Annotated in this window: 17 protein-coding genes; 7 read left to right on the top strand and 10 right to left on the bottom strand. The window is 71.2% G+C overall.

All coding sequences use genetic code 11. The annotated features are described in order from the left end of the window. The first annotated feature begins 32 nt into the window (after positions 1-32). Positions 33-1049, top strand: a complete 1017-nt coding sequence (locus MPTA5024_RS32030) for a LacI family DNA-binding transcriptional regulator (protein ID WP_084370175.1) — start codon at positions 33-35, stop codon at positions 1047-1049. Positions 1050-1052: 3 nt separating this feature from the next. Here the strand turns inward: MPTA5024_RS32030 and MPTA5024_RS32025 are convergent, their stop codons facing one another. The 3 genes from MPTA5024_RS32025 to MPTA5024_RS32015 form a co-directional block, all read right to left on the bottom strand. Further along, positions 1053-1946: a carbohydrate ABC transporter permease gene (locus tag MPTA5024_RS32025; protein WP_051458920.1), complete on the bottom strand. Its 894-nt coding sequence runs from the start codon at positions 1944-1946 to the stop codon at positions 1053-1055. Next, positions 1943-2827 (bottom strand): carbohydrate ABC transporter permease, encoded by an 885-nt coding sequence (locus MPTA5024_RS32020; protein ID WP_232326729.1) that lies wholly within the window; start codon positions 2825-2827, stop codon positions 1943-1945. The genes MPTA5024_RS32025 and MPTA5024_RS32020 overlap by 4 nt, the downstream gene beginning before the upstream one ends. A gap of 84 nt (positions 2828-2911) precedes the next feature. Further along, a complete protein-coding gene (locus tag MPTA5024_RS32015) occupies positions 2912-4198 on the bottom strand; it encodes an ABC transporter substrate-binding protein (protein WP_036331392.1) in 1287 nt (428 codons plus the stop codon). A 192-nt stretch (positions 4199-4390) separates the two neighbouring features. Here MPTA5024_RS32015 and MPTA5024_RS32010 point away from each other — a divergent pair, with 192 nt between their 5' ends. Beyond that, a complete protein-coding gene (locus MPTA5024_RS32010; RefSeq protein WP_036331391.1) occupies positions 4391-6283 on the top strand; it encodes an ABC transporter ATP-binding protein in 1893 nt (630 codons plus the stop codon). Between the two features lie 139 nt (positions 6284-6422). On the opposite strand, the gene MPTA5024_RS32005 is transcribed toward MPTA5024_RS32010, so the two are convergent. Further along, the gene (locus tag MPTA5024_RS32005) at positions 6423-6827 is read right to left on the bottom strand and encodes a MerR family transcriptional regulator (protein WP_036331390.1); all 405 of its coding nucleotides are present in this window, start codon (positions 6825-6827) and stop codon (positions 6423-6425) included. 72 nt (positions 6828-6899) lie between these two features. Between MPTA5024_RS32005 and MPTA5024_RS32000 the strand changes: the two genes are divergently transcribed. Beyond that, positions 6900-7808: an aldo/keto reductase gene (locus MPTA5024_RS32000; RefSeq protein WP_051459019.1), complete on the top strand. Its 909-nt coding sequence runs from the start codon at positions 6900-6902 to the stop codon at positions 7806-7808. Between the two features lie 101 nt (positions 7809-7909). Here the strand turns inward: MPTA5024_RS32000 and MPTA5024_RS31995 are convergent, their stop codons facing one another. After that, positions 7910-8560 (bottom strand): TetR/AcrR family transcriptional regulator, encoded by a 651-nt coding sequence (locus MPTA5024_RS31995; RefSeq protein ID WP_036332032.1) that lies wholly within the window; start codon positions 8558-8560, stop codon positions 7910-7912. Between the two features lie 73 nt (positions 8561-8633). On the opposite strand from MPTA5024_RS31995, the gene MPTA5024_RS31990 reads away from it, so the two are divergent. Beyond that, positions 8634-9914: a GH1 family beta-glucosidase gene (locus MPTA5024_RS31990; RefSeq protein WP_036331388.1), complete on the top strand. Its 1281-nt coding sequence runs from the start codon at positions 8634-8636 to the stop codon at positions 9912-9914. Positions 9915-10030: 116 nt separating this feature from the next. Here the strand turns inward: MPTA5024_RS31990 and MPTA5024_RS31985 are convergent, their stop codons facing one another. Beyond that, positions 10031-10927 (bottom strand): coiled-coil domain-containing protein, encoded by an 897-nt coding sequence (locus MPTA5024_RS31985; protein ID WP_036332031.1) that lies wholly within the window; start codon positions 10925-10927, stop codon positions 10031-10033. Between the two features lie 239 nt (positions 10928-11166). On the opposite strand from MPTA5024_RS31985, the gene MPTA5024_RS31980 reads away from it, so the two are divergent. After that, entirely contained in the window at positions 11167-14229 is a 3063-nt protein-coding gene (locus tag MPTA5024_RS31980) for a M14 family metallopeptidase (protein WP_036331386.1), read from the top strand. A 209-nt stretch (positions 14230-14438) separates the two neighbouring features. Continuing rightward, positions 14439-15875: an aldehyde dehydrogenase gene (locus MPTA5024_RS31975; RefSeq protein ID WP_036331384.1), complete on the top strand. Its 1437-nt coding sequence runs from the start codon at positions 14439-14441 to the stop codon at positions 15873-15875. Between the two features lie 162 nt (positions 15876-16037). Here MPTA5024_RS31975 and MPTA5024_RS31970 read toward each other — a convergent pair whose 3' ends face one another. From MPTA5024_RS31970 to MPTA5024_RS31955, 4 genes are read right to left on the bottom strand one after another with little or no spacing between them, the layout of a single operon-like run. Next, positions 16038-16793 (bottom strand): alpha/beta hydrolase, encoded by a 756-nt coding sequence (locus tag MPTA5024_RS31970; RefSeq protein ID WP_232326728.1) that lies wholly within the window; start codon positions 16791-16793, stop codon positions 16038-16040. Positions 16794-16847: 54 nt separating this feature from the next. After that, positions 16848-17642: a hypothetical protein gene (locus tag MPTA5024_RS31965; protein WP_051458919.1), complete on the bottom strand. Its 795-nt coding sequence runs from the start codon at positions 17640-17642 to the stop codon at positions 16848-16850. Positions 17643-17677: 35 nt separating this feature from the next. After that, a complete protein-coding gene (locus MPTA5024_RS31960) occupies positions 17678-18901 on the bottom strand; it encodes an NRAMP family divalent metal transporter (protein ID WP_036331382.1) in 1224 nt (407 codons plus the stop codon). Further along, positions 18898-19347: a hypothetical protein gene (locus MPTA5024_RS31955; protein ID WP_036331380.1), complete on the bottom strand. Its 450-nt coding sequence runs from the start codon at positions 19345-19347 to the stop codon at positions 18898-18900. Before MPTA5024_RS31955 ends, MPTA5024_RS31960 begins: the two co-directional genes overlap by 4 nt. A gap of 313 nt (positions 19348-19660) precedes the next feature. Between MPTA5024_RS31955 and typA the strand changes: the two genes are divergently transcribed. Further along, positions 19661-21514 (top strand): translational GTPase TypA, encoded by a 1854-nt coding sequence (typA, locus tag MPTA5024_RS31950; RefSeq protein ID WP_036331378.1) that lies wholly within the window; start codon positions 19661-19663, stop codon positions 21512-21514. Positions 21515-21587: the final 73 nt, after the last annotated feature.

The raw sequence follows: 21587 nt of genomic DNA, 5'->3' as shown, positions 1-21587 counted from the left end.
GGGTGGGAGACACGAGGCGCGGGCGTCCGACCATGAACGACGTGGCGGCCGCGGCGGGGGTGGCGTTGAAGACGGTCTCCCGTGTCGTCAACCAGGAGCCCGGCGTCAACGCCGCCACGGCCGAGCGGGTCCACGCGGCCATCGACCTGCTGGGCTACCGGCGCAACGACAGCGCCAGGACCCTGCGAAGCGGCCGCACCGCGAGTATCGGGCTCGTGATCGAAGACGTCGCCGACCCCTTCTACTCCAGCCTGAGCAGGGCGGTCGAGGAGGTCGCGCTGCGGCACGGCCACCTGCTCTTCACCGGTTCGTCCCGTGAGTCGCCGGAGCGGGAGCGCGAGCTCGTGCTGGCCTTCTGCGCACGCCGGGTGGACGGGCTGATCATCGTGCCGGCCGGCCAAGACCACGGCTATCTGGAGCCCGAGTTCGCGGACGGCATCAGGGCGGTCTTCGCCGACCGGCCCCCGGGCGCCGGGTGCGAGGCCGACGCCGTGCTGTGCGACAACGTGGGCGGCGCCCGCACGGCGACGGCCCATCTGGTCGCGGGCGGCCATCGCCGCATCGCCTTCCTCGGCGACTCCCCGACGATCTTCACGGGGCGCGAGCGGCTGCGCGGCCACCGCGAGGCGCTGGCGGAGGCCGGCCTGCCGTACGACGAGGGCCTGGTGACGATGGGCCCGCCCGACCCGGACAGGCTGCGGGCCGACATCGCGCGACTGCTCGCGGCCGCCGACCCGCCGACCGCCCTGGTCACCGGTAACGGCCGGTTCACCGTGGACACGCTCCGGGCGCTCGCCGCGCTGTCCCCCGCCCCCGTACGGCTCGGCGCGGAGCCGTACCTGGGGGGTCTGGCCCTGGTGGGGTTCGACGACTTCGAGCCGGCCGACCTGCTCGGGATCACGGTGGTGGCGCAGGACCCCGGGCGAATGGGCCGGACGGCGGCCGAACTGCTGTTCGGCCGCCTGTCCGGCGACGAGGGCCCGGCGCGGCGCGCCGAGGTGCCCGCGCGGCTCATCCCGCGCGGATCGGGCGAGCTGCCCCCGGCCTGAGTGTCAGCCCTTGAGCGCGCCCGCCATGAGGCCGCGCATGAAGAACCTGCCGAGCAACAGGTAGATCAGCATCGTCGGGATCGACGCCAGGATGGCCGCCGCCATCTGCTGGCTGTACGGCGTCGTCACCGCGCCCGCGATGTTGTTGAGCATGACCGTGGTGGGCCAGGAGGTCGGCCCGGTGAGGAAGACGGCGAACAGGAAGTCGTTCCACATCGAGGTGAACTGCCAGATGATGACCACGGCGAACGCCGGGCCGGAGACGGGCAGCACGATCGACCACAGCGTGCGCAGCATGCCGGCGCCGTCGACGCGCGAGGCCTCGATCAGCTCGTCCGGGATCGTGACGTAGTAGTTCCGGAAGATCAGCGTGCAGATCGGGATGCCGTACACGACGTGGGCGAGCACGAGCCCGGGGATGCCGCCGTACAGGGAGACGCCGAGGGTGTCCCCCAGGTTCACCATGAGCTGCACGAGCGGGATCATCACGCCCTGGTACGGGATGAACATGCCGAACAGGAACAGCGTGAAGACCACGTCGGCGCCGGGGAAGCGCCACTTCGACAGCACGTACCCGTTCAGCGAGCCCAGGGCGGCCGAGATGAGCGAGCCCGGGACGGCGAGCAGGACGCTGTTGACGATGCCGGGTTCGAGCTTCTCCCAGGCGACGCTCCACGCCTCGGTGGTCCACACCTGGGGCAGGTTCCACGCCTGGGCGGGGTCGGCCTCGCTGAGCGGCTTGAAGCTGGTCACGAGCAGGACGTAGACCGGCAGCAGGAAGACGACGACGAACAGGACCAGCAGGACCAGCCGCACCCAGCGGGCGGTGGTCCCCCGCCCTCCCGCCCGGGACACCGGGGCGACGCGGGGGGCCTTCTGAACGACTTCCGCGGTCATGAACGGTTCCCCTTACGGGCGTTCCAGATCAGGTAGGGCACGACGAAGACCGCGACGGACAGCACGATGTAGGACGCGATCGTCGCGCCCTTCGCCGGGTCGTGGGAGTCGTACACGGCCGTCCACATGAAGGTCGCGGGCACGTCCGTGATGATCTGCTTTCCGGACACGGACACGACGAGGTCGAAGACCTTCAGCGAGATGTGGCCGAGGATGATCAGGGCGGACAGCGTCACCGGGCGCAGCATCGGCAGGATGACGTGCCGGTAGACCTGCCACTCGTTGCAACCGTCGACCCGCGCGGCCTCGCGAAGCTCCTCAGGCACGCCGCGGAAGCCGGCGAGGAAGAGCGCCATGATGTATCCGGACATCTGCCAGATCGCGGGGATCGCCATCGCGGCCATCCCCCAGTCGGGGTCGCGGAACCACTGCCACTGCAGGACGTCGAGCCCGAGGTAGTGGAACAGCCGGTTGAGCCCGCCCGCGTGCTCCCCGGTCCCGCTGTTCATCAGCCACCGCCACACGACGCCGGTGGCGATGAACGAGATGGCCATCGGGAACAGGTAGACGGCGCGGAAGCCGCTCTCGGCCCGGATCCCCTTCTCCATCAGGAACGCCAGGAACCAGCCGAGGACGAGCGCGCCGCCGACGAACACGACGGTGAAGACCAGGGCGTGCCGGACCGACAGGCCCCAGCGCTCCTCGCTCCAGATGCCGGTGAAGTTGGCGAGGCCGACGAAGTGTCCCGGGATCTCGGCGATCTCGTCGTGCTTGTCGGTCATCGCGACCCTGAAGTTCCACCCCAGAAGGCCGTACACGAAGACCGCGATGAGGATGATCGACGGCGACACCAGGAGCAGCCCGGGCAGCCATCTGCGCACCCGCGTCACATGCACCTCTCAGAAGTCACGTACGGCCCACGCCCGGGCGGCAGGCGTCGGGGCGTGGGCCGTACCGGAGATCGGCTACTGGCCGCTGGCCTTGGCCGCGGCCACCAGCGCCTGCTGGAGCTTGGCCACGTCCTGGTCCTGCTGGAACAGGCCGACGGCGTCGGTGATCGCGGTGCGCCACTGGTCGTTGGCCACGACGCCGTGCTGGATCGAGCCGGCCAGCTTGTCGGACGCCCACTGCTGGAGGCTCCAGGCCAGGTAGTCCTTGTAGAGGGACGTGTCGGCGTCCTTGCGCGACGGGATCGAGCCCTTCAGCGGGTTGAACGCGTCCTGGCCCTCCTTGCTGGCCGCCACCTTCAGCCACGCGATCGCGCCGTCGCGGTTGGGCGCGCCCTTCGGCAGCGTGAAGCTGTCCGACAGCCACATGAACGTGCCGTCCGTGCCGGGGGACGCCGCCCAGTCGAAGTCCTTGTGCGCGGTCTTGCCGATGCCGCCGGGAGCGGGGTTCTGGAAGTACCCGTAGGCCCAGTCACCCATGATGTTGAACGCCGCGTCGCCGTCGGCGACCTGCTTGGCGGCCGGCTGCCAGTCGTCCTGCGGGGTGCCGGCGTACGACAGGACGGTCTTGTAGTTCTCCAGCGCCTTGGTGACGTTGGCGTTCGACCAGTCCGAGTTGGCCGTCCACAGCTGGTTGTAGACGTCGGTGCCGAGCGAGCCGCACAGCACGCTCTCCAGCAGGTGCACCAGCGTCCACTGCGAACCGATCGACAGCGGGATCTTGCCGGTCTTCTTCACCTTGCCGAGATCGGCGATGAACTCGTCCATCGTCTTCGGCGCCTCGGAGATCCCGGCGTCCTTGAGGACGGACGGGTTGTACCAGAGCACGTTCGAGCGGTGGATGTTCACCGGCACCGAGTAGATCTGGCCCTGCACGGAGATCTGGTCGACGAGCTGCTGCGGCAGCACGTCCCTGAGCTTCAGCTCGTCGTACAGGAAGTTCAAGGACTCCAGCTTGCCGCCCTTGATGTAGCCCTGGAGCTCGGCGCCGGCGTGGCCCTGGAAGGTGTCCGGGGGCTGGTTGGCCTGGAGCTTGCTCGACAGCAGCGCGCGGGCCTGGTCGCCGGAGCCGCCCGCGACGGCCGCGTCGAAGAAGTTGAACTGCGGGTACTCCTTGGCGAAGATCTGGCGCATCGCCTTGAGGCCGTCGGACTCACCGGGGCCCGTCCACCACGAGAAGACTTCGACCTTCTTCTGCGCGGCCTGACCGCCTCCGCTCGCCTTGTCGTCGCCCTTTCCACAGGCGGACAGAGTGAGCAGACCTGCCACAGAGACCGCGACGGCCGCCATCCACCGTCGTCTCATCGCAACATTCCCTTCGGGATTGGTGAGGAAAAGGCCCCCCCGAGCACAAGGCCGCTGACAACGTTGTCAGCAGGCCCAATCAACCCACTTCCGACCATGCGGCGTCAAGTTTGTCCGGATAACGTCTCTGCATACGAGGGCCTGACCCGGACGACCGTGGGAAATGTCGGTGGCCGCCTTCACACTGCTGGCATGGCGGTCATCGAGCAAGAGAGCTCCGGGGAGGACCTGCCGGACCTCGCGGACGTCGAGTCGCCCCAGTGGGCGCGGCACTACGGCACCATGGCGGGCCTGGGGTTCCTGACCGTGGCGCGGCGGCTGCCGCGCCTGATCCGTCAGGCGCTCGGCATCGCCTGGGAGGCGAGCCCTCGCGACACCGTGGCCACCGTCGGTCTCAGCATGCTCGGCGGCTTCTTCACCGCCTTCGGGCTGCTGGCGACCACCGGCGTGCTGACCGCGCTCTTCGAGGCCGGCCCCACCCCCGACCGGGTGCGTGCCGCGCTGCCCAGCCTGTTGCTGGTCGGCCTGGCCGCGAGCATCCGGACCGTGCTGCAGGCCGGCGCGGGCTGGGCGGAGTCACGGCTCGAGCCCCAGGTCCGCCGGATCACCGAGGAGCGGGTCTACACGCTGACCAGCCAGGTCGACCTCGTCTGCTACGACGATCCCGAGTTCCACGACGCCCTGCAGCGGGCCCGCATCCGGGGCATGCAGGTGGCCGACGTGGTGGTGAGCACCGCCATCGACGCGCTGACCGGGCTGGTCGGCATCGTGGCGGCGGCCGGCGTGCTGGGCGTGCTCCACCCCGTGCTGCTGCCGCTGCTCCTGCTGGCGGTCGTGCCCGACGCCTGGGCGGCCGTCCGGGCCGCGCGGATGCGCTACACGACGGCCCTGGTGCTCGTTCCCGCCCGCCGCCGCAAGTGGATCATCGAGGAGCTGCTCGCCCACAAGGACACCGCCGCCGAGGTGCGCACGTTCACGATGCGGGGGTTCCTGCTGCGCATGTTCGACGCCGTGGCACGGGGCGAGCAGCGGGTCATGCTCGCTCTGGCCCGCCGTGAGACGGTCGCCCGCATCCTGGGCGAGGCGCTCAGCGGCATCGGCCAGGGCGTCGTCTACCTCGCGCTCGGCCTGCTGCTCGCGGCCGGGGCGGTGCCGCTCGCGGTGGCGGGCACGGCCGTGCTGGCCATCCGCTCCGGCCAGACGTCGCTGGCCAACTTCATGTTCGCGACCAACCGGCTGTACGAGGAGGGCCTCTACTTCACCGACTTCGTCGACTTCGTCACGCACGCCGAGTCGCGCAGGCCGGCGCCGCGTCCTCGGGAGGCCCCCGAGCGGTTCGACCGCGTCACGGTCGACGACGTGACCTTCTCCTATCCCGGCGCGGCGGCCCCGGCCCTGCGCGGGGTGTCGATCCGCATGGAGCGCGGCGAGGTCGTGGCCCTCGTCGGGGAGAACGGGTCGGGCAAGACCACGCTCGCGAAGATCCTCGCCGGGCTCTACGAGCCGGACGGCGGCCGCGTGCTGTGGGACGACGTCGACCTGCGCGAGGTCGACCCCGACACGCTGAGGAGCAGGATCGCGGTCATCGCGCAGGACCACACCCGCTGGCCGCTGACGGCCCGGCACAACATCACCATGGGCATGGACAAAGGCGAGGACGAGGTGGTCCGCGCCGCCCAGGTCGCGGGCGCCGACCAGGTCATCGCGGAGCTGCCGAACGGCTACCGCACACTGCTCGACCGCCGCTTCAAGGACGGCCACGAGCTGTCCGGCGGCCAGTGGCAGCGGATCGCCGTCGCCCGGGGCTTCTACCGCGACGCCCCGCTGCTGATCTGCGACGAGCCGACGGCCGCGCTCGACGCCCGGGCCGAGCACGCGCTGTTCGAGCGCATCCGGCAGCACGCCGACGGCCGCACGGTCCTGCTCATCACGCACCGCCTCGCCAGCGTCCGGTACGCCGACCGGATCTACGTGCTCGACCACGGCCAGGTGCGCGAGCAGGGCACGCACGAGGAGCTGATGACGGTCGACGGCCTCTACGCCGAGCTGTACAACCTCCAGGCCCAGGCCTACCGCACGGCCTGAGTCAGGAGGCCGGCTCCTCCTCCCGGCGGCACACCCCATCCGGGCGGCGGGCGACCCCGTCCGGGACAGCCTGACGGCTCCTCCTCGCGGCGGCACACCCGATCCGGGCGGCGGGCGATCCCGTCCGGGACGGCCGTGGTCAGGAGGCCGGTTCCTCCTCGCGGCCGCGCAGCCCGTCCGGGATGGACAGGACGTCACGGTAGTAAGCGATCTTGCGCTGGATGGCCTGCTGCTTCTGCCGCAGGTCGGCGATCTGCGCCTCGACCTTCCGATCGTGGTCGGCCAGCACCGCGATCCGGTCCCGTATGCTCCGGTCGCCCTGCCGGACGAGCCGGGCGAAGCGGAGCATCTCCGCGATCGGCATGCCGGTGTCGCGCAGGCACCGGATCATGCCCAGCCAGGCCACGTCCTCCTCGGTGAACCGCCGCTGACCCGACGCGGTGCGCCCGATGGGCTCCAGCAGCCCGATCCGTTCGTAGTAACGCAGGGTGTCGAGGCTGAACCCGGTCTCCTCGACGACCTGTCCCGGTGTGTACACGGCCACGCCGTCGATCCTGGCACACGGGCGGGCTCCGGGCTTGAGGTGGAGTGCGCTCCAGGCGGCAGGGTGGGCGGCATGACAATCGCTTTGGGGACCATCCCGTTCGGGACCACCGTGGACGAGCCCACGTCGTTCGCCATCCTCGACCGGTTCGTCGACGCGGGCGGGACGATCGTCGACACCGCCGACAACTACCCGTTCTGGCTGGACGGCGCGACCGGCGACGAGAGCGAGACCACGATCGGCCGCTGGCTCGCCTCGCGCCGCAACCACGACCGCGTGGTGATCAGCACCAAGGTCGGCGGACGGCCGACGGTGCCCGGCGACCGGACGCTCGGCTCGGCCGAGGGCCTGTCGGCCGCCGCCGTCCGGGCCGCCATGGAGGGCAGCCTGCGCCGCCTCGGAGTCGACGGGGTCGACGTGTACTGGGCGCACATCGAGGACAGGTCGGTCCCGCTCGAGGAGACCGTGGCCGTCTTCGGCGAGCTGGTGCGGGAGGGCAAAGCGCGGCTGCTCGGGGCGAGCAACCACGCCACCTGGCGGCTCGACCGGGCCCGGGTGCTGGCGGCCGCCCGCGGGCTGACGCCGTACACGCACGTCCAGCTCCGCCACTCCTACCTGCGGCCCCGTCCGGGCGTCCGCCTGCCCGAGGGCGGCCACGTCCAGGTGAGCGAGGAGTCCCTCGACTACGTGCGATCCGAGGGCCTGGCGCTGTGGGTCTACACCTCGCTGCTCGCCGGGGCGTACGCGCGCAAGCCCCTGCCGGAGCACTACGACCACCCGGGCACGACCCGGCGGCTCGCGGTGCTGCGGGAGGTGGCCGGCGAGCTGGGCGCCACCCCCAACCAGGTCGTCCTCGCGTGGTTGCGGGCCCAGGACATCGTCCCGATCGTCGGGGTCAGCTCGCTCGCCCAGCTCGACGAACTGCTCGCCGAGGTCAAGCTCGAGCCCGCCCAGATCGCCCGCCTCGACGCCCCCGCCTGATCAAGACCGCCCGGCCGCTGCCGCCCGGCCCACAGCGCGGTCCGGGCGACGACCCCGCCGTCGCGGGCCCCGCCTCCGTGTACGGCGAGGCCGGGGCGACGTCAGCCGAGGTGGCCGGACAGATAGCGGCGGACGAGGCGCTTGCACTCGGCGATGAGGTCGGGGTCGCCGTCGGGGTGGGCGCGGAAGGCGAGCTTGAGCACGGCGTCGGCGGCCTCGACGGCGACGACGAAGGCGCGGGCCAGGCCGTCGTCCGGGCGGACGCCGAGCAGGTCGACCATGAGCGTGCGCAGCCGGTCGGCCACGACGACGTTGTTCTCCAGGGCCTCGTCGAGCATCCGCTGGGTGCCCGGCAGAGCAGGCCCGCCGGGCGCGGCCAGGACCTCGCCGAAGTCGACCACCCCGAACCCGGGCGTGGTCCGCTTCATCCGGACGAACTCGTCGATGCCGAGGTCGACGGCGCCTGCCCAGCCCGAGAGCGGTTCGGCGGCCAGCCGGGTGGCGACACGGTCGAGGAACGCGTCGAGGTTGCGCAGCGCGAGCGCGCGCACGAGGGCCTGTTTGTCACTGAAGAACTGGTAGAAGGTCCCGATCGGAACCTCGGCCCGGCGGGCGACCTCCTTGGTGGTGAGGCCCTCGTACCCGACCTCGTCGAGCAGCCGGGCGCACTCGTCGAGCATCCGCTCGACCCGCTCCTGGCTGCGGCGCTGGGCGGGCCTGCGACGCAACGTTCCCCCAGTGACAGTCGTCATGTCCGACATTCTCTCCCCGCGACGTGGAGCGCGGGTTAACATGAGTTTCGCTCATGAAACGGGAGGGCGAAACATGTTCCTCTGGGGTACGGCCACCGCGTCCTATCAGATCGAGGGGGCCGTCCGGGAGGACGGCCGCGGCCCGTCGATCTGGGACACCTTCTCCCACGAGCCGGGACGGGTCCGCGACGGGCACACCGGCGACGTGGCCTGCGACCACTACCACCGGTGGGCCGAGGACGTGGCGCTGATGGCCGGCGCGGGGCTGAACGCCTACCGGTTCTCGATCGCCTGGCCACGGGTGCTGCCCGCGGGGCACGGCGCGGTCAACCCGGCCGGGCTCGACTTCTACGACCGCCTGGTGGACGCCCTCCACGAGCGGGGGATCACGCCCGTCCCCACGCTCTTCCACTGGGACCTGCCGCAGGCGCTCGAGGACGAGGGCGGCTGGCTGGCCCGGGACACGGCGGGACGCTTCGCCGACTACGCCGCGATCGTGGCGGAGCGGCTGTCCGACCGGGTCGACATGTGGATCACACTGAACGAGCCGTTCGTCCACATGGTCTTCGGATACGGGCTCGGCATGCACGCGCCGGGGAGGACGCTCTTCCTCGACGCGCTGCCGGTCGCCCACCACCAGCTGCTCGGCCACGGCCTGGCCGTCCAGGCGCTCCGCGCGGCCGGTGCGCGGCAGGTGCTGATCACCAACAACTGCACGCCGGTGTGGCCGGCCTCCGGATCCGAGGAGGACAGGGCCGCCGCGGACGCCTACGACACCCTGCACAACCGGCTGTTCAACGACCCGGTGCTTCTCGGCGCCTATCCCGATCTGTCGGCGTACGGGATCGACGGGCTGGACGTGGTCCGCCCGGGCGACCTGGAGACGATCGCCCAGCCGCTCGACGGCCTGGGGGTCAACTACTACAACCCGACGCGCATCGCGGGTCCCGGCGCCGACGGCCTGCCGTTCCGGGACGCGGGGATCACCGGCTACCCCACCACGGCGTTCGGGTGGCCGGTCGTGCCGGAGGGCCTGCGCGAGCTGCTCGAAGGCCTCAAGGCCCGGTACGGCGAGGCCCTCCCGCCCGTCTACGTCACCGAGAACGGCTGCTCGTACGAGGGGATCGACGACCAGGAGCGCATCGCCTACCTCGACGGCCACATCGCGGCGGCGGAGCGGGCCGAGGGCGTGGACCTCCGGGGCTACTTCGTCTGGTCGCTGCTCGACAACTTCGAGTGGGCCGAGGGCTACCACCAGCGGTTCGGCCTGGTCCACGTGGACTTCGAGACCCAGACGCGCACGCCCAAGGCGTCGTACCACTGGCTGAGGGAGCGGATCGCCGCCCGCGCCTGAGGCGACCGCGCCGGGAAACGCCTGCCCCGGGACGCCTGCGCCGGGAAACGCCTGCCCCGGGACGTCTGCGCCGGGGAACGCCCGTGCCCCGGGACGCCTGCGCCGGGGACGCCGGGTCAGAGCACTGACACGTGCACGTGGTCGTAGTGGTTGGCGGTGATCCCGCCCCGGTCGGCCATCATGCGCCACCCCGTGCCCGTGCGCATGTCGTAGAAGCGCTGCTGCCAGATGATGTACATGATCCCGTACTGCTGGGCGTGCTCGATGCACCACTGGGCGAGGGCGTCCCCGCGGGCCTTGGCGGTGGCGTCGGGCATGCGGCCGCCGCTGCTCATCATGAAGTCGCAGGCCCGGCCCTTGCCGTGCTCCCCCGGGTCACCCGGCCGCAGGCAGCCGACGCCGAACGGCATCGGGAAGCTCTGCATGATGGCGTTGCGTACGGTGACCAGGCGGGCGGTGAGCCCGGTCCCGGCGTCCGGCGCCTGGAAGCCGTACCTGGCCATCTTGGTCTCGACCTCGCGCTGCTTGGCCTTGAGCTCCTTGATGTGCGCCTGGAGGCGGTCGATCTCGGCGTCGGCGTCCTTGGCCGCCTTCTGCTGCTGGTCGATGAGCCACCGGATGCTGGTGAGGCGCTCGGACTTCGCGCTGGACAGGTACGCGAACGTGGACAGCGAGCCGAGGTCGGCCGTCATGGTGAAGAACTGCGACGGGTCGAAGCCGCCGCCCATGTAGGCCGTCTGGGCGAACTCGGCCACCTGCCGTTCCGCGCCCCGCAGGTCGACCTTGAGCTTCTTGACCCGCTTGGCCGCCTTGTCCACCGCCAGTTGCGCGTCCTCCAGGCTCACGATCTCGCCCCGGTACGCCTTGGACAGGTCGGCGGCCTCCTTGGTGAGGCGGCGCAGCTTGGCCTGCTGGTCCGGGTCCGCCTGCGCGGCGGACCCAGCCGGAACGGAGAGCGCGGCGAGCAGCGCGGCGGCGACCGCCGCGAGCCCGGCCCAGCGTCCCGACCGCACGTCGACCTCCACTCGGATCCGGTCCGAAACTATAGAAGGCGATCTTTATGCCTGCTACCGGAACAGGAGAAACCGATGGGCTGAAAGAGAGCATTCGCCCGGTTCGCGGTCACTTGTCGTGATTAATGTAGATGTTTCCGTGATCGATTCGAGACTTACCCGTCTCCTCACGACCACTTGCACGCTCGCCGGCTCCGGGCGAGATTCGGGAGATCGTCACCCTCACGAAGGGCTCATCGATGTCCCGACGAGTGACCGTCCCGGCCCTGGCCGCCGCCGCTCTCGCCGCGGCGCTCCTGACGCCGGTCCTGCCGGCCCAGGCCGACCAGGGCGATCCCCTCCCTCCCGCGGACCAGATCGACCTCTACCAGCTCGACAGCGCGCCCGGCACCTCCGGGACGCTGGCCCAGAAGGGATTCGACGTCGTCCAGCGCCGCCTCACCGGCGACCGCGAGCACGTCGAGCTGACCGCCACACCGGGCGAGGTCAGGAAGCTCCGGTCCCTCGGCCTGCGGCCGGAGCCGGTGCGCAACCCGCAGGGCCAGACCCAGCTGCAGGCGGCCCGGGCGCAGGCGGCCGGCGGCTACACGGTCTGGAGGTCCTACTCGGAGAAGGGCGGCATCGCCGACCAGCTCAGGGCCATCGCCGACGCGAACAAGGACGTCGCGAAGCTGGAGTCGATCGGCAGATCCCTGCAGGGCAAGGACATCCTCGCGCTCAGGCTCACCAGGCAGGCTCGCGTCCTGCCCGACGGCGCCCGGCCGTCCGTGCTCTACTCGGCCACCCAGCACGCCCGCGAGTGGATCTCCACCGAGGTCGACATGCGGCTGCTGAAGTATCTGGTCGCGAACAAGGCCACGCCGGACGTCTCCCGGTTGCTGGGGACCACCGAGGTGTGGTTCGTGCCGGTGGCCAACCCCGACGGCTACGACTTCACCTTCACCGAGGGCAACCGCCTGTGGCGCAAGACCCTGCGCGACAACGACGGCGACGGGCGGATCACGGGCAACGACGGCGTCGACCCCAACCGGAACTTCCCCACCAAGTGGGGGTACGACGAGGAGGGCTCGTCCAGCGTCCTGAGCAGCGAGACGTACCGGGGCACGGCCCCCGCCTCCGAGCCCGAGACGCGGGCGATGGACGGCCTGCTCCGGCGGCTGCGCTTCAAGGCCCAGGTCAACTACCACTCGTACGGGCCGCTGCTGCTCTACCCGCAGGGCTGGCAGGTGGAGACCACCACCGCGGACGACCCGGTCTACCTGGCGCTGACGGGGACGGACGAGAAGCCGGCCGTCCCGGGGTTCGACCCCGGCGTGGGCGCCGAGCTGTACACCACGAACGGCGAGACCACCGATCACGCGCACGCGGCCTACGGCACGCTCGCCTGGACGCCGGAGCTCGACGAGGGCTGCGAGGGCTGCGGGTTCGTCTTCCCCGACGACGAGGCGCTGGTCCAGGCCGAGTTCGACAAGCAGCTGCCGTTCGCGCTCGACGTGCTCACGTCGGCGCGCGATTTCAGCGACCCGGTCAGCCACCTGGGCAACACGGTGCCCGACTTCGTGGTGAACACGTTCGACAGCAGCTACGGCAGGGACCAGGTCGTCCAGGTCGACGCCAAGCGGAACCTCGGGCCCGTCCTGCTGCGCTACCAGATCAACGGCGGCCCCGTCCGCACCGCGCCCACGAGCGAGTGGAAGGGCGGCGAGCGCTACGGCGGCGGCTACGACACCTACTTCCACCGGCTGAGGGGCACGGTCAAGGGCGCCCGGCCCGGTGACAGCGTGAAGGTGTGGTTCGCCTCGCCCACCAAGAAGAGCCAGGACTTCACCTACACGGTGTCGGCCGACATCGGCGGCAAGGTCCTGATCGTCGCCGCGGAGGACGTCACCGGGGCGAGCCCCGCCCAGGGCGCGACCGCGGCCAAGTACGCCGACGCCTACGCGAAGGCCCTCTCGCAGGCCGGCTACTCCTCCGACGTGTACGACGTGGACACCCACGGCCGCAGGGCGCCCGACCCGCTCGGCGTGCTGAGCCACTACAAGGCCGTGGTGTGGGAGACGGGCGACGACATCATCCCCCGGGCGGCCACCCAGCCCGGCGGCACCGCCGCCAACCTCGCCGAGGCCCTGGAGCTGGCCTTCCGCGACTACCTGAACGAGGGCGGCAAGCTGCTGGCCACCGGCAAGTACGCGCTCTACGCCCAGAACGTCAACGGCTCGTACTGGTACGAGCCCGACTACCCGGCCCAGCCGGAGTGCGCCACCCGGACCAAGCCGCCGTGCCTGGCCCTGAGCAACGACTTCGTGCAGTACTACCTGGGCGCCTACACGTTCGTGGACGGCGGCGGCCAGGACGCGGACGGCGCGACGCTGCCGCTGAAGGGCGCGGGCGGGGCGTTCACCGGGTTCCTCGGCACCCTCAACGGCGGCGACTCCGCCGGCAACCAGGACCACACCTCCGCGTTCGTCAGCACCTCCTCGGTGCTGCCGCCCGACCGCTTCCCGCAGTTCGCGAGCGCGGCGCCGCTCAAGTGGCAGTACGGCGCGGGCGCGCCCTTCGCCCCGCACACCGGCTCCTGGGCGGTGCAGAGCGGCCAGGCCGACGTCTCCTACAAGCGCCTCACCGCCACGATCGACCTCACCGGCAGGACCAGCGGCGCCCTGTCCTTCTGGGCGTCGTACGACACCGAGCCCAACTGGGACTTCCTGACGGTCGAGGCGCACACGGCCGGCCAGGACGACTGGACCACGCTGCCCGACCGCAACGGGCACACCTCCCAGGAGCCGGGCGACAGCTGCGGGAGCGGCTGGGTGGACATCCACCCGTTCACCGCTCACTACCAGACCTACGACGGCGTCTCGTCCTGCACGCCGACCGGCACGACCGGCGCCTGGAACGCGGCGAGCGGCTCGTCCAAGGGCTGGCAGCAGTGGTCGGTCGACCTGACGCCGTACGCCGGCAAGAAGGTCGAGGTGTCCATCTCCTACATCAGCGACTGGGGCACCCAAGGCCTCGGCGTCTGGCTGGACGACGCCACGGTCACGGCCGACGGCGCGACGCTGTCGCAGACGTCGTTCGAGGGCGACCTCGGCGGCTGGACGGTCGCCGGGCCGCCGCCCGGGTCGGCCGTCGCGCTCAACGACTGGGCGCGCAGCGACCGGTCGCTCGACGACGGAGCGGGCATCACCACGAAGGACACGGTCTACTTCGGCTTCGGGGCCGAAGGCGCGACCACGCAGGCCATGCGGACCGACCTGGTCCGCCGGGCGATGACCCACCTGCTCGGCCGCACCCTTCCCTGACCGGCCCGTCCCGGCCCCCGCCGTCACGCGGGGGCCGGGACGGCCGCGGCCTTCGGGCGGGGGCCGGACGGCGGCGGCCTTCGGACGGGGCCGGGACGGCCGCGGCAGGAGGGGCCGGACAGTGGGACCGGCTCTTGCCAAGGCCGGACAGAACATGGTTCGGTCTGTCTGGGTGCGCGGCACCGCGCGCCCGATCAGGAGGCAGGGACATGCTGCAGCACGACAAGCTGTTCATCGGGGGCGACTGGGTGGCCCCCGCGGGCACGGACGTCATCGAGGTGATCTCCCCGCACAGCGAGGAGGTGGTCGCCCGGGTTCCCGACGGCACGCCCGCCGACATGGACCGCGCGGTCGCCGCGGCCCGTGAGGCCTTCGACAACGGGCCCTGGCCGCGCATGACGATGGCCGAGCGCGCCGCCGTGGTGGGCAGGCTGGCCGACATCTACGAGTCCCGGCAGGGGGAGCTCGCCGAGACCATAACGCTGGAGATGGGCTCGCCCATCACGTTCTCCCAGATGGCGCAGGCGCCGCAGCCGCTCGGCATGCTCAGGTACTACGCCGGGCTCGGCGCGGAGTACCGCGTCGAGGAGGAGCGGCCCGGCATGTTCGGCCCGGTGGTCGTGCGCCGGGAGCCGGTCGGCGTCGTCGCGGCAATCGTGCCGTGGAACGTCCCGCAGTTCGTCATCATGACCAAGCTCGCCCCGGCGCTCGTCGCGGGCTGCACCGTCGTGATCAAGCCCGCTCCCGAGACGCCGCTCGACTCCTACCTGCTCGCCGAGATGGTCAAGGACGCCGGCATCCCCGCAGGCGTGGTCAACATCGTCGCGGCCGGCCGCGAGGCGGGCGAGCACCTGGTCTCCCACCCCGGCGTGGACAAGGTGGCCTTCACCGGGTCGACCGCCGCGGGACGGCGGATCGCGGCCATCTGCGGCGAGCAGCTCAAGAGGTGCACGCTGGAGCTTGGCGGCAAGTCCGCCGCGATCGTCCTGGACGACTGCGACCTCCCGTCGGCCATGGGCTTCCTGTCCATCGCCTCCCTCATGAACAACGGCCAGGCCTGTGTCGCCCAGACCCGCATCCTCGCCTCCAGGTCCCGGTACGACGAGGTCGTCCAGGCCGTCGCCGACATGGTGACGGGCCAGCGGGTGGGCGACCCGGCCGACCCGGCCACCGGGATCGGACCGATGGTGGCCCGGCGCCAGCAGGAACGGGTCGAGGCCTACATCAGATCCGGGCTGGAGGAGGGCGCCAAGCCGGTCGTCGGCGGCCTCGACCGGCCGTTCGACCGGGGCTGGTACGTCGCGCCGACCGTCTTCGCGGGGGCCACCAACGACATGCGGATCGCCCGCGAGGAGATCTTCGGCCCGGTCCTCACGGTGATCCCGTACGACGACGAGGACGACGCGGTCCGGATCGCCAACGACAGCGACTACGGCCTGTCGGGCACGGTCTGGACGGGCGACACCGAGCGCGGCATGGACGTCGCCCGCCGGGTCCGCACCGGGACGTACGGCGTGAACATGATGCACACGCTCGACCCGAACACGCCCTTCGGCGGTTACAAGGCCAGCGGCCTCGGCCGGGAGCTCGGCCCGGAGGGCCTGGAGACCTACCTGGAGACCAAGTCGATCGCCCGCCTGGGCTGAACCGGGTGATGCGCCCCGGCCCCGCCGTGCGTCGGTGGCGGGACCGGGGCCGCCCAGCGCGCCCCCGCGACGCTGGGCCACACCCCGGAGGGTGTGCGCCGATCCCCGTAAACCGGCGGTGCGCGAACCCTGACGGACCCGCACACCTCCCATAGACGACCCTTATCGGGATTTGGTTCGCGAAATCCAGAGACCAATTTTGCGGATGAGGTCAGGGGTGGCCGCGTTCTCCGCGTGACCGTACCCCGGCTCGATCCACAGCTCCTTCGGCTCCCGCGCGTTGTCGTAGATCTGGTGGGCGTGCTCCAGGGGGAAGAACGGGTCGGCGTCGCCGTGCACGACCAGCAGCGGCGTGGGCGCGATCATCGCCGCCGCCTCGTACGGCGGGACCGGGACCGGGTCCCAGACGCCGCCCGCGATCCGGGTGCCCTTGACGACCCGGGCCGCGAGCCGCCCGTGCCACCGTTCGATGGCCCAATGGACCTGCCGCATCGGCTTGGTGTCCCGGTAGTACCAGCGGGCCGGGCCGCTGACCGACACGACGGCGTCGACCCCGCCGTGCAGCCCGGCGTGGCGGACGACCACCGCGGCGCCCATCGAGAAGCCCACCGTGACGACCCGCCGGTAACCGATGGCCCGCGCGTGCTTGACCGCCGCGTCCACGTCGAGGATCTCCAGGTCGCCCACCGTCGTGCGGCCGGCCGAGCGGCCGTGCCCCCGGAAGTCGAACGACACCACGCCGCCGTACCGGGACAGGACGTGCACGATCCGGCGTGACGGGCGCTCCCGCCAGGACCCGGTGAAGCCGTGTGCCACCACGATGCCGAGGTCGAGCGAGCTGTTGGGGGTGTGCGCGGCGTCGATCCGGACGCCGTCTGCCGTCCGCAGCATGGCCGGGAACGCGGAAGCCAGATCCATGCCCCCGACCTTATTGACATCTGATACCGGCCCCCGCACGCGCCACCCCTCCCGTCAGAGGTCGTCCAGCATCCTCAGCCGCTCCCACGGCACCCGCAGCCGCACCTCGCCGTCCCCCAGGGATGCCACCTCGTCCCAGTCCGCGTACCTGATCTCCCCGTGCAGCCGCCGGACGACGGCGGCCACCAGCGCCGGGTGCCCGTCCCGGTGCGCCCGCTCGTAGCCGAACAGCTGCCCGGCCCGCCGCCGCGCGACGACGAACCCCGCGAGGCGGAAGGCCTGCTGGACCCCGTCCAGCAGGGGTCCGTCCTGGACCAGGCGCACGTCGACCACATTGCCTACGACATTTCCGGAATCGTCGCGGACGACACGCGCGAGCAGCGTGCTCATGCGCAGCGTCTCCCCGTCCTCCCGCCGCGCTCGGCCCTCCGCGACCTCCGGTCCGCCTGAGGTGTCCTCCTCACGCTCGGGCTGCGGCGCTCCGGGGATGCGGCCGACGACGTTGCGGGCCAGCCACCGCTCCAGAGCCAGGTCACGCGGCTGCCCCGCGACCCTGACCGCGCTGCCGATCTCCGTGACCCGGCCCATCGCGATCCGGTACGGCTCGCCGGACCGGTCCTTCCTGAACAGGCGGCCGACCTCGGCCATCAGCCACCCGGCCACCCCGCCGATGCGCGGTCCGAGCGCGAGCGGCCCGGAAAGGATCGCCGTGACGTACGGGAACGGGCCGTCGCCGGTCCGCACCTCCAGGTCGTCGACCTTGCAGATCAGGCGGTCCTCGTCGGTGGAGGCGACCTGGCGGTCGAGCAGGTGGAGGCGGGCGTGCAGCGTCCGCGCGTGCTCGGTCATCGCGCCGTCACCTCCGGGTCGTCCGTGCCTCCGCGTCATTGGCCCGCCTTCGTCGCGAGCATCAGCGGGACGGCCGCCACCGCCACCACGAGCAGCAGCACCATGTAGACCATGCCCAGCGCGTTGCTGAACCTGCCGTTGACCTTGTCCCCCATGTAGTCGGGATCGTTGGCGATCATGAGGACCGGCAGGTACGTCAACGGGAGCGCGGCGGCGGAGAACACGAGGGAGTACTCGGTCACCATGATCGGGTCGATCGTCGTGAGGATGAGGGCGGTCGCCACGATCGTCACAGCGAGGACCACCACGTGGAACCGGGCGGCCCGGGCCGGCGGCACGTACTTGCCCCACTGCCAGCCGAAGTACTGGCTCAGGGAGTACCCCGACGACAGCGCCGTCTCCAGGGTGGCGCCGAACGTCGCGGCGAACACGCCGAGGATCACCACGCCGAGCGCGACCTTGCCGAGGCCGGCCGCCACCGGGAGCACCATCTGCCCGAGCGAGTCGGGCACGGCCTCCACCGGCATGAACAGCGTGGCCGCGCAGGCGGCGATGCCGATCGACAGCAGCCCGCCCAGCGGGAAGCCCACGAACACGTTGGCCCGCTCGGTGACCAGGTCCTTCGACGTCCAGCGCTCCTCCACGCCGCCCGAGGAGAAGAAGAACACCTCGTACGGCGTCATGGCCCCGCCGAGCAGCGCGATCGCGTAGTAGAAGTACGTCGGCAGGCCCTCGTCCTGCGGCGGCCGGGTGAGCTGGTGGGCGAGCTCCCCCCAGTCGGGCCCGAGCTTCCAGAGCGCGATCAGGAACACCACGAGTCCCAGGCCCATGAGGCCGAAGATCCGTTCCATCGTCTCGAACTTGACCCGCCACATCACGAGCCACGCGACCAGCGCCACGAGCGGGACCCAGAGCAGGTAGTTCACGCCGGTGGCGAGCTCCAGCGCGAGCGACGCGCCGCCGATCTCGGCGGCCAGCGTGAGCGCGTTGATGAAGAACGAGGCACCGAGGTTCACGAGGCCCGCGCGAGGGCCGAGCCGCTCGCGGACCAGGTCGAAGACCGGCCGCTGGGAGACGGCGGCGATCCTGCCCGACATCTCCGCGAACAGGCAGATGCCGACGATGCCCACGACCACGACCCAGACCAGCGACAGGCCGAACCGGGACCCCACCACCGCGTTGGCCACCAGGTCGCCGATGTCGACGAACCCACCGAAGGCCGTCAGGATGCCGAGCGTGACGGCGAACAGCTTCTTCACCTGTGGCGCTCCGCGAACGCGCTGAGCCGTCCGGCGATCTCCCCAAGGTCGCGCACGGCGGCCGCCGGGTCGCGCACCCGGTCGCGCCGCACCTGGTCGAGCAGACCGTGCACCTCGTCCTCCGCCTTCTCCGTGAGATCCGTCACCTCGGCGCGCAGCCGCTCGGAGGCGTCCGAGGGGGGCTGGACGCCGCCGAACTGGTCGTTCACGTTCCCGAGGTCGTCGGCCGCCTCGGTGAGCACGACCTTCAGGTACTGCCGCGTCGTCCCGTCCTCGTGCCGGACGGCCGTACGGGCGATCTGCACGGCCGAGGCGGCGGCCTCCGCCGTCTTCCCGGCCTTGAGCGCGTAGTCGTGGTCGTCCCAGGCCGGGCTCACACAGGCCGCGGGCCCGAAGGCGGCGAGCAGTGCCGCCCCCGTGAGGAGAGCCCGGCGCGGCGCGCTCACGTCCGCCCCCTCAGCAGGAAGTACGCGAGCACGAGCAGCAGGACGAGCAACTCCCCCCAGGCGATCAGCAGGACAAGTCCTTCATCCGTCACGCCCTCCTGCTGCCCGCCTGGTGAGGTTTCAGCCACCGCCCGGTAACGGAATGTCCCGGCCGTCGGACGCGTTGGCCTCTCTGGCCGCGGGATCCGGGCGGCGCCTGGCGACGACCGCGGATCAACTAAAATGGAAAGGCCGTGTCTCCACGGCGGATGAGCGTCTCGCTTCGGTCCCGGGACGCGGACGACACCCCGACGATCCAGAGCGAGACCTCACTATGCCTTTGAACAGCCGCGACGACCTGCGGAACATCGCGATCATCGCGCACGTCGACCACGGAAAGACCACCCTGGTGGACGCCATGCTCTGGCAGTCCGGGGCGTTCCGCGCCAACCAGGACGTCGACGAGCGGGTCATGGACTCCAACGACCTCGAACGCGAGAAGGGGATCACCATTCTCGCGAAGAACACGGCCGTCAAGCACGGCGGCATGACCCTCAACATCATCGACACCCCTGGCCACGCCGACTTCGGCGGCGAGGTCGAGCGCGGCCTGTCCATGGTCGACGGCGTCGTCCTGCTCGTGGACGCCTCCGAGGGGCCGCTGCCGCAGACCCGGTTCGTGCTGCGCAAGGCGCTGTCGGCCAAGATGCCGGTGATCCTGTGCATCAACAAGGTCGACCGGCCCGACGCCCGCATCGCCGAGGTCGTCGACGAGGTATACGAGCTGTTCATCGACCTCGACGCGACCGAGGAGCAGATCGACTTCCCGATCGTGTACGCCTCGGCCAAGGCCGGCCGCGCCTCCCTCACCCGTCCCCAGGACGGCGGGATGCCCGACTCCCCCGACCTCGAGCCGCTGTTCGAGACGATCAAGAAGACCATCCCGGCGCCCGTGTACGACCCGTCGGCGCCGCTCCAGGCCCACGTCACCAACCTGGACGCCTCCAGCTACCTGGGCCGCATCGCCCTGTGCCGGGTCCACCAGGGCACGATCAAGAAGGGCCAGCAGGTGGCCTGGTGCCGTACGGACGGCACCGTCCAGCGGGTCCGGATCTCCGAGCTGCTGATGACCGAGGCGCTGGAGCGCAAGCCGGCCGACGAGGCCGGGCCCGGCGACATCATCGCGATCGCCGGCATCCCGGACATCATGATCGGCGAGACGCTGGCCGACCCCGACGACCCGCGGCCGCTGCCGCTGATCACCGTGGACGAGCCGGCCATCTCGATGACGATCGGCACCAACACGAGCCCGCTGGTCGGCAAGGTCAAGGGCGCCAAGGTCACCGCCCGCCTCGTCAAGGACCGGCTCGACAAGGAGCTCGTCGGCAACGTCTCGCTCCGCGTGCTGGCCACCGAGACGCCCGACGCGTGGGAGGTGCAGGGCCGCGGCGAGCTGGCGCTGGCCATCCTGGTGGAGCAGATGCGCCGCGAGGGCTACGAGCTGACGGTCGGCAAGCCCAAGGTCGTCACCAAGGTCGTCGACGGCAAGATCCACGAGCCGGTCGAGCGGCTCACTGTCGACTGCCCGGAGGAGTACCTGGGCGCGGTCACCCAGCTCCTCGCCGTCCGCAAGGGCCGGATGGAGCACATGACCAACCACGGCACCGGCTGGATCCGCATGGAGTTCCTGGTGCCGTCCCGCGGCCTGATCGGCTTCCGCACGGAGTTCCTCACCGAGACGCGGGGCACCGGCCTGGTGCACCACGTGTTCGAGGCGTACGAGCCGTGGTTCGGCGACCTGCGCACCCGCAACAACGGCTCGCTGGTGGCCGACCGGGCCGGCCAGGTCACCGCGTTCGCCATGCTCAACCTGCAGGAGCGCGGCACGCTGTTCGTCTCCCCCAGCACCGAGGTGTACGAGGGCATGATCGTCGGGGAGAACTCCCGATCCGACGACATGGACGTGAACATCACCAAGGAGAAGAAGCTCACGAACATGCGCTCGTCCACGAGCGAGGAGACGGAGAAGCTGATCCCGCCGCGCGTGCTGTCGCTGGAGCAGGCGCTGGAGTTCATCCGCGACGACGAGTGCGTGGAGATCACGACGGAGACCGTGCGCCTGCGCAAGGTCGTTCTCGACGCCTCGAGCCGCGGCCGCGCCGCCGCCCGCGCCAAGCGCGCCAACTGACCCAACTCTGCCGAAGCCCCCGCGCCCCACCCGGCGCGGGGGCTTCCGCGTTCCCGGGGGTCGGGGACCGGGG

It is taken from the genome of Microbispora sp. ATCC PTA-5024, from assembly GCF_000511135.2.
Taxonomy (GTDB): domain Bacteria; phylum Actinomycetota; class Actinomycetes; order Streptosporangiales; family Streptosporangiaceae; genus Microbispora; species Microbispora corallina.
This window is presented reverse-complemented; position numbering and strand designations above follow the sequence as displayed.

Excerpts from the sequence above, each read along its gene's own strand:
- MPTA5024_RS32010 (WP_036331391.1), top strand. The coding sequence starts at position 4,391 with ATGGCGGTCATCGAGCAAGAGAGCTCCGGGGAGGACCTGCCGGACCTC.
- MPTA5024_RS32015 (WP_036331392.1), bottom strand. The coding sequence starts at position 4,198 with ATGAGACGACGGTGGATGGCGGCCGTCGCGGTCTCTGTGGCAGGTCTG.
- MPTA5024_RS32030 (WP_084370175.1), top strand. The coding sequence starts at position 33 with ATGAACGACGTGGCGGCCGCGGCGGGGGTGGCGTTGAAGACGGTCTCC.
- MPTA5024_RS31975 (WP_036331384.1), top strand. The coding sequence starts at position 14,439 with ATGCTGCAGCACGACAAGCTGTTCATCGGGGGCGACTGGGTGGCCCCC.
- MPTA5024_RS31965 (WP_051458919.1), bottom strand. The coding sequence starts at position 17,642 with ATGACCGAGCACGCGCGGACGCTGCACGCCCGCCTCCACCTGCTCGAC.
- MPTA5024_RS31995 (WP_036332032.1), bottom strand. The coding sequence starts at position 8,560 with ATGACGACTGTCACTGGGGGAACGTTGCGTCGCAGGCCCGCCCAGCGC.
- MPTA5024_RS31980 (WP_036331386.1), top strand. The coding sequence starts at position 11,167 with ATGTCCCGACGAGTGACCGTCCCGGCCCTGGCCGCCGCCGCTCTCGCC.
- MPTA5024_RS32025 (WP_051458920.1), bottom strand. The coding sequence starts at position 1,946 with ATGACCGCGGAAGTCGTTCAGAAGGCCCCCCGCGTCGCCCCGGTGTCC.
- typA (WP_036331378.1), top strand. The coding sequence starts at position 19,661 with ATGCCTTTGAACAGCCGCGACGACCTGCGGAACATCGCGATCATCGCG.
- MPTA5024_RS31990 (WP_036331388.1), top strand. The coding sequence starts at position 8,634 with ATGTTCCTCTGGGGTACGGCCACCGCGTCCTATCAGATCGAGGGGGCC.
- MPTA5024_RS31970 (WP_232326728.1), bottom strand. The coding sequence starts at position 16,793 with ATGGATCTGGCTTCCGCGTTCCCGGCCATGCTGCGGACGGCAGACGGC.
- MPTA5024_RS32000 (WP_051459019.1), top strand. The coding sequence starts at position 6,900 with ATGACAATCGCTTTGGGGACCATCCCGTTCGGGACCACCGTGGACGAG.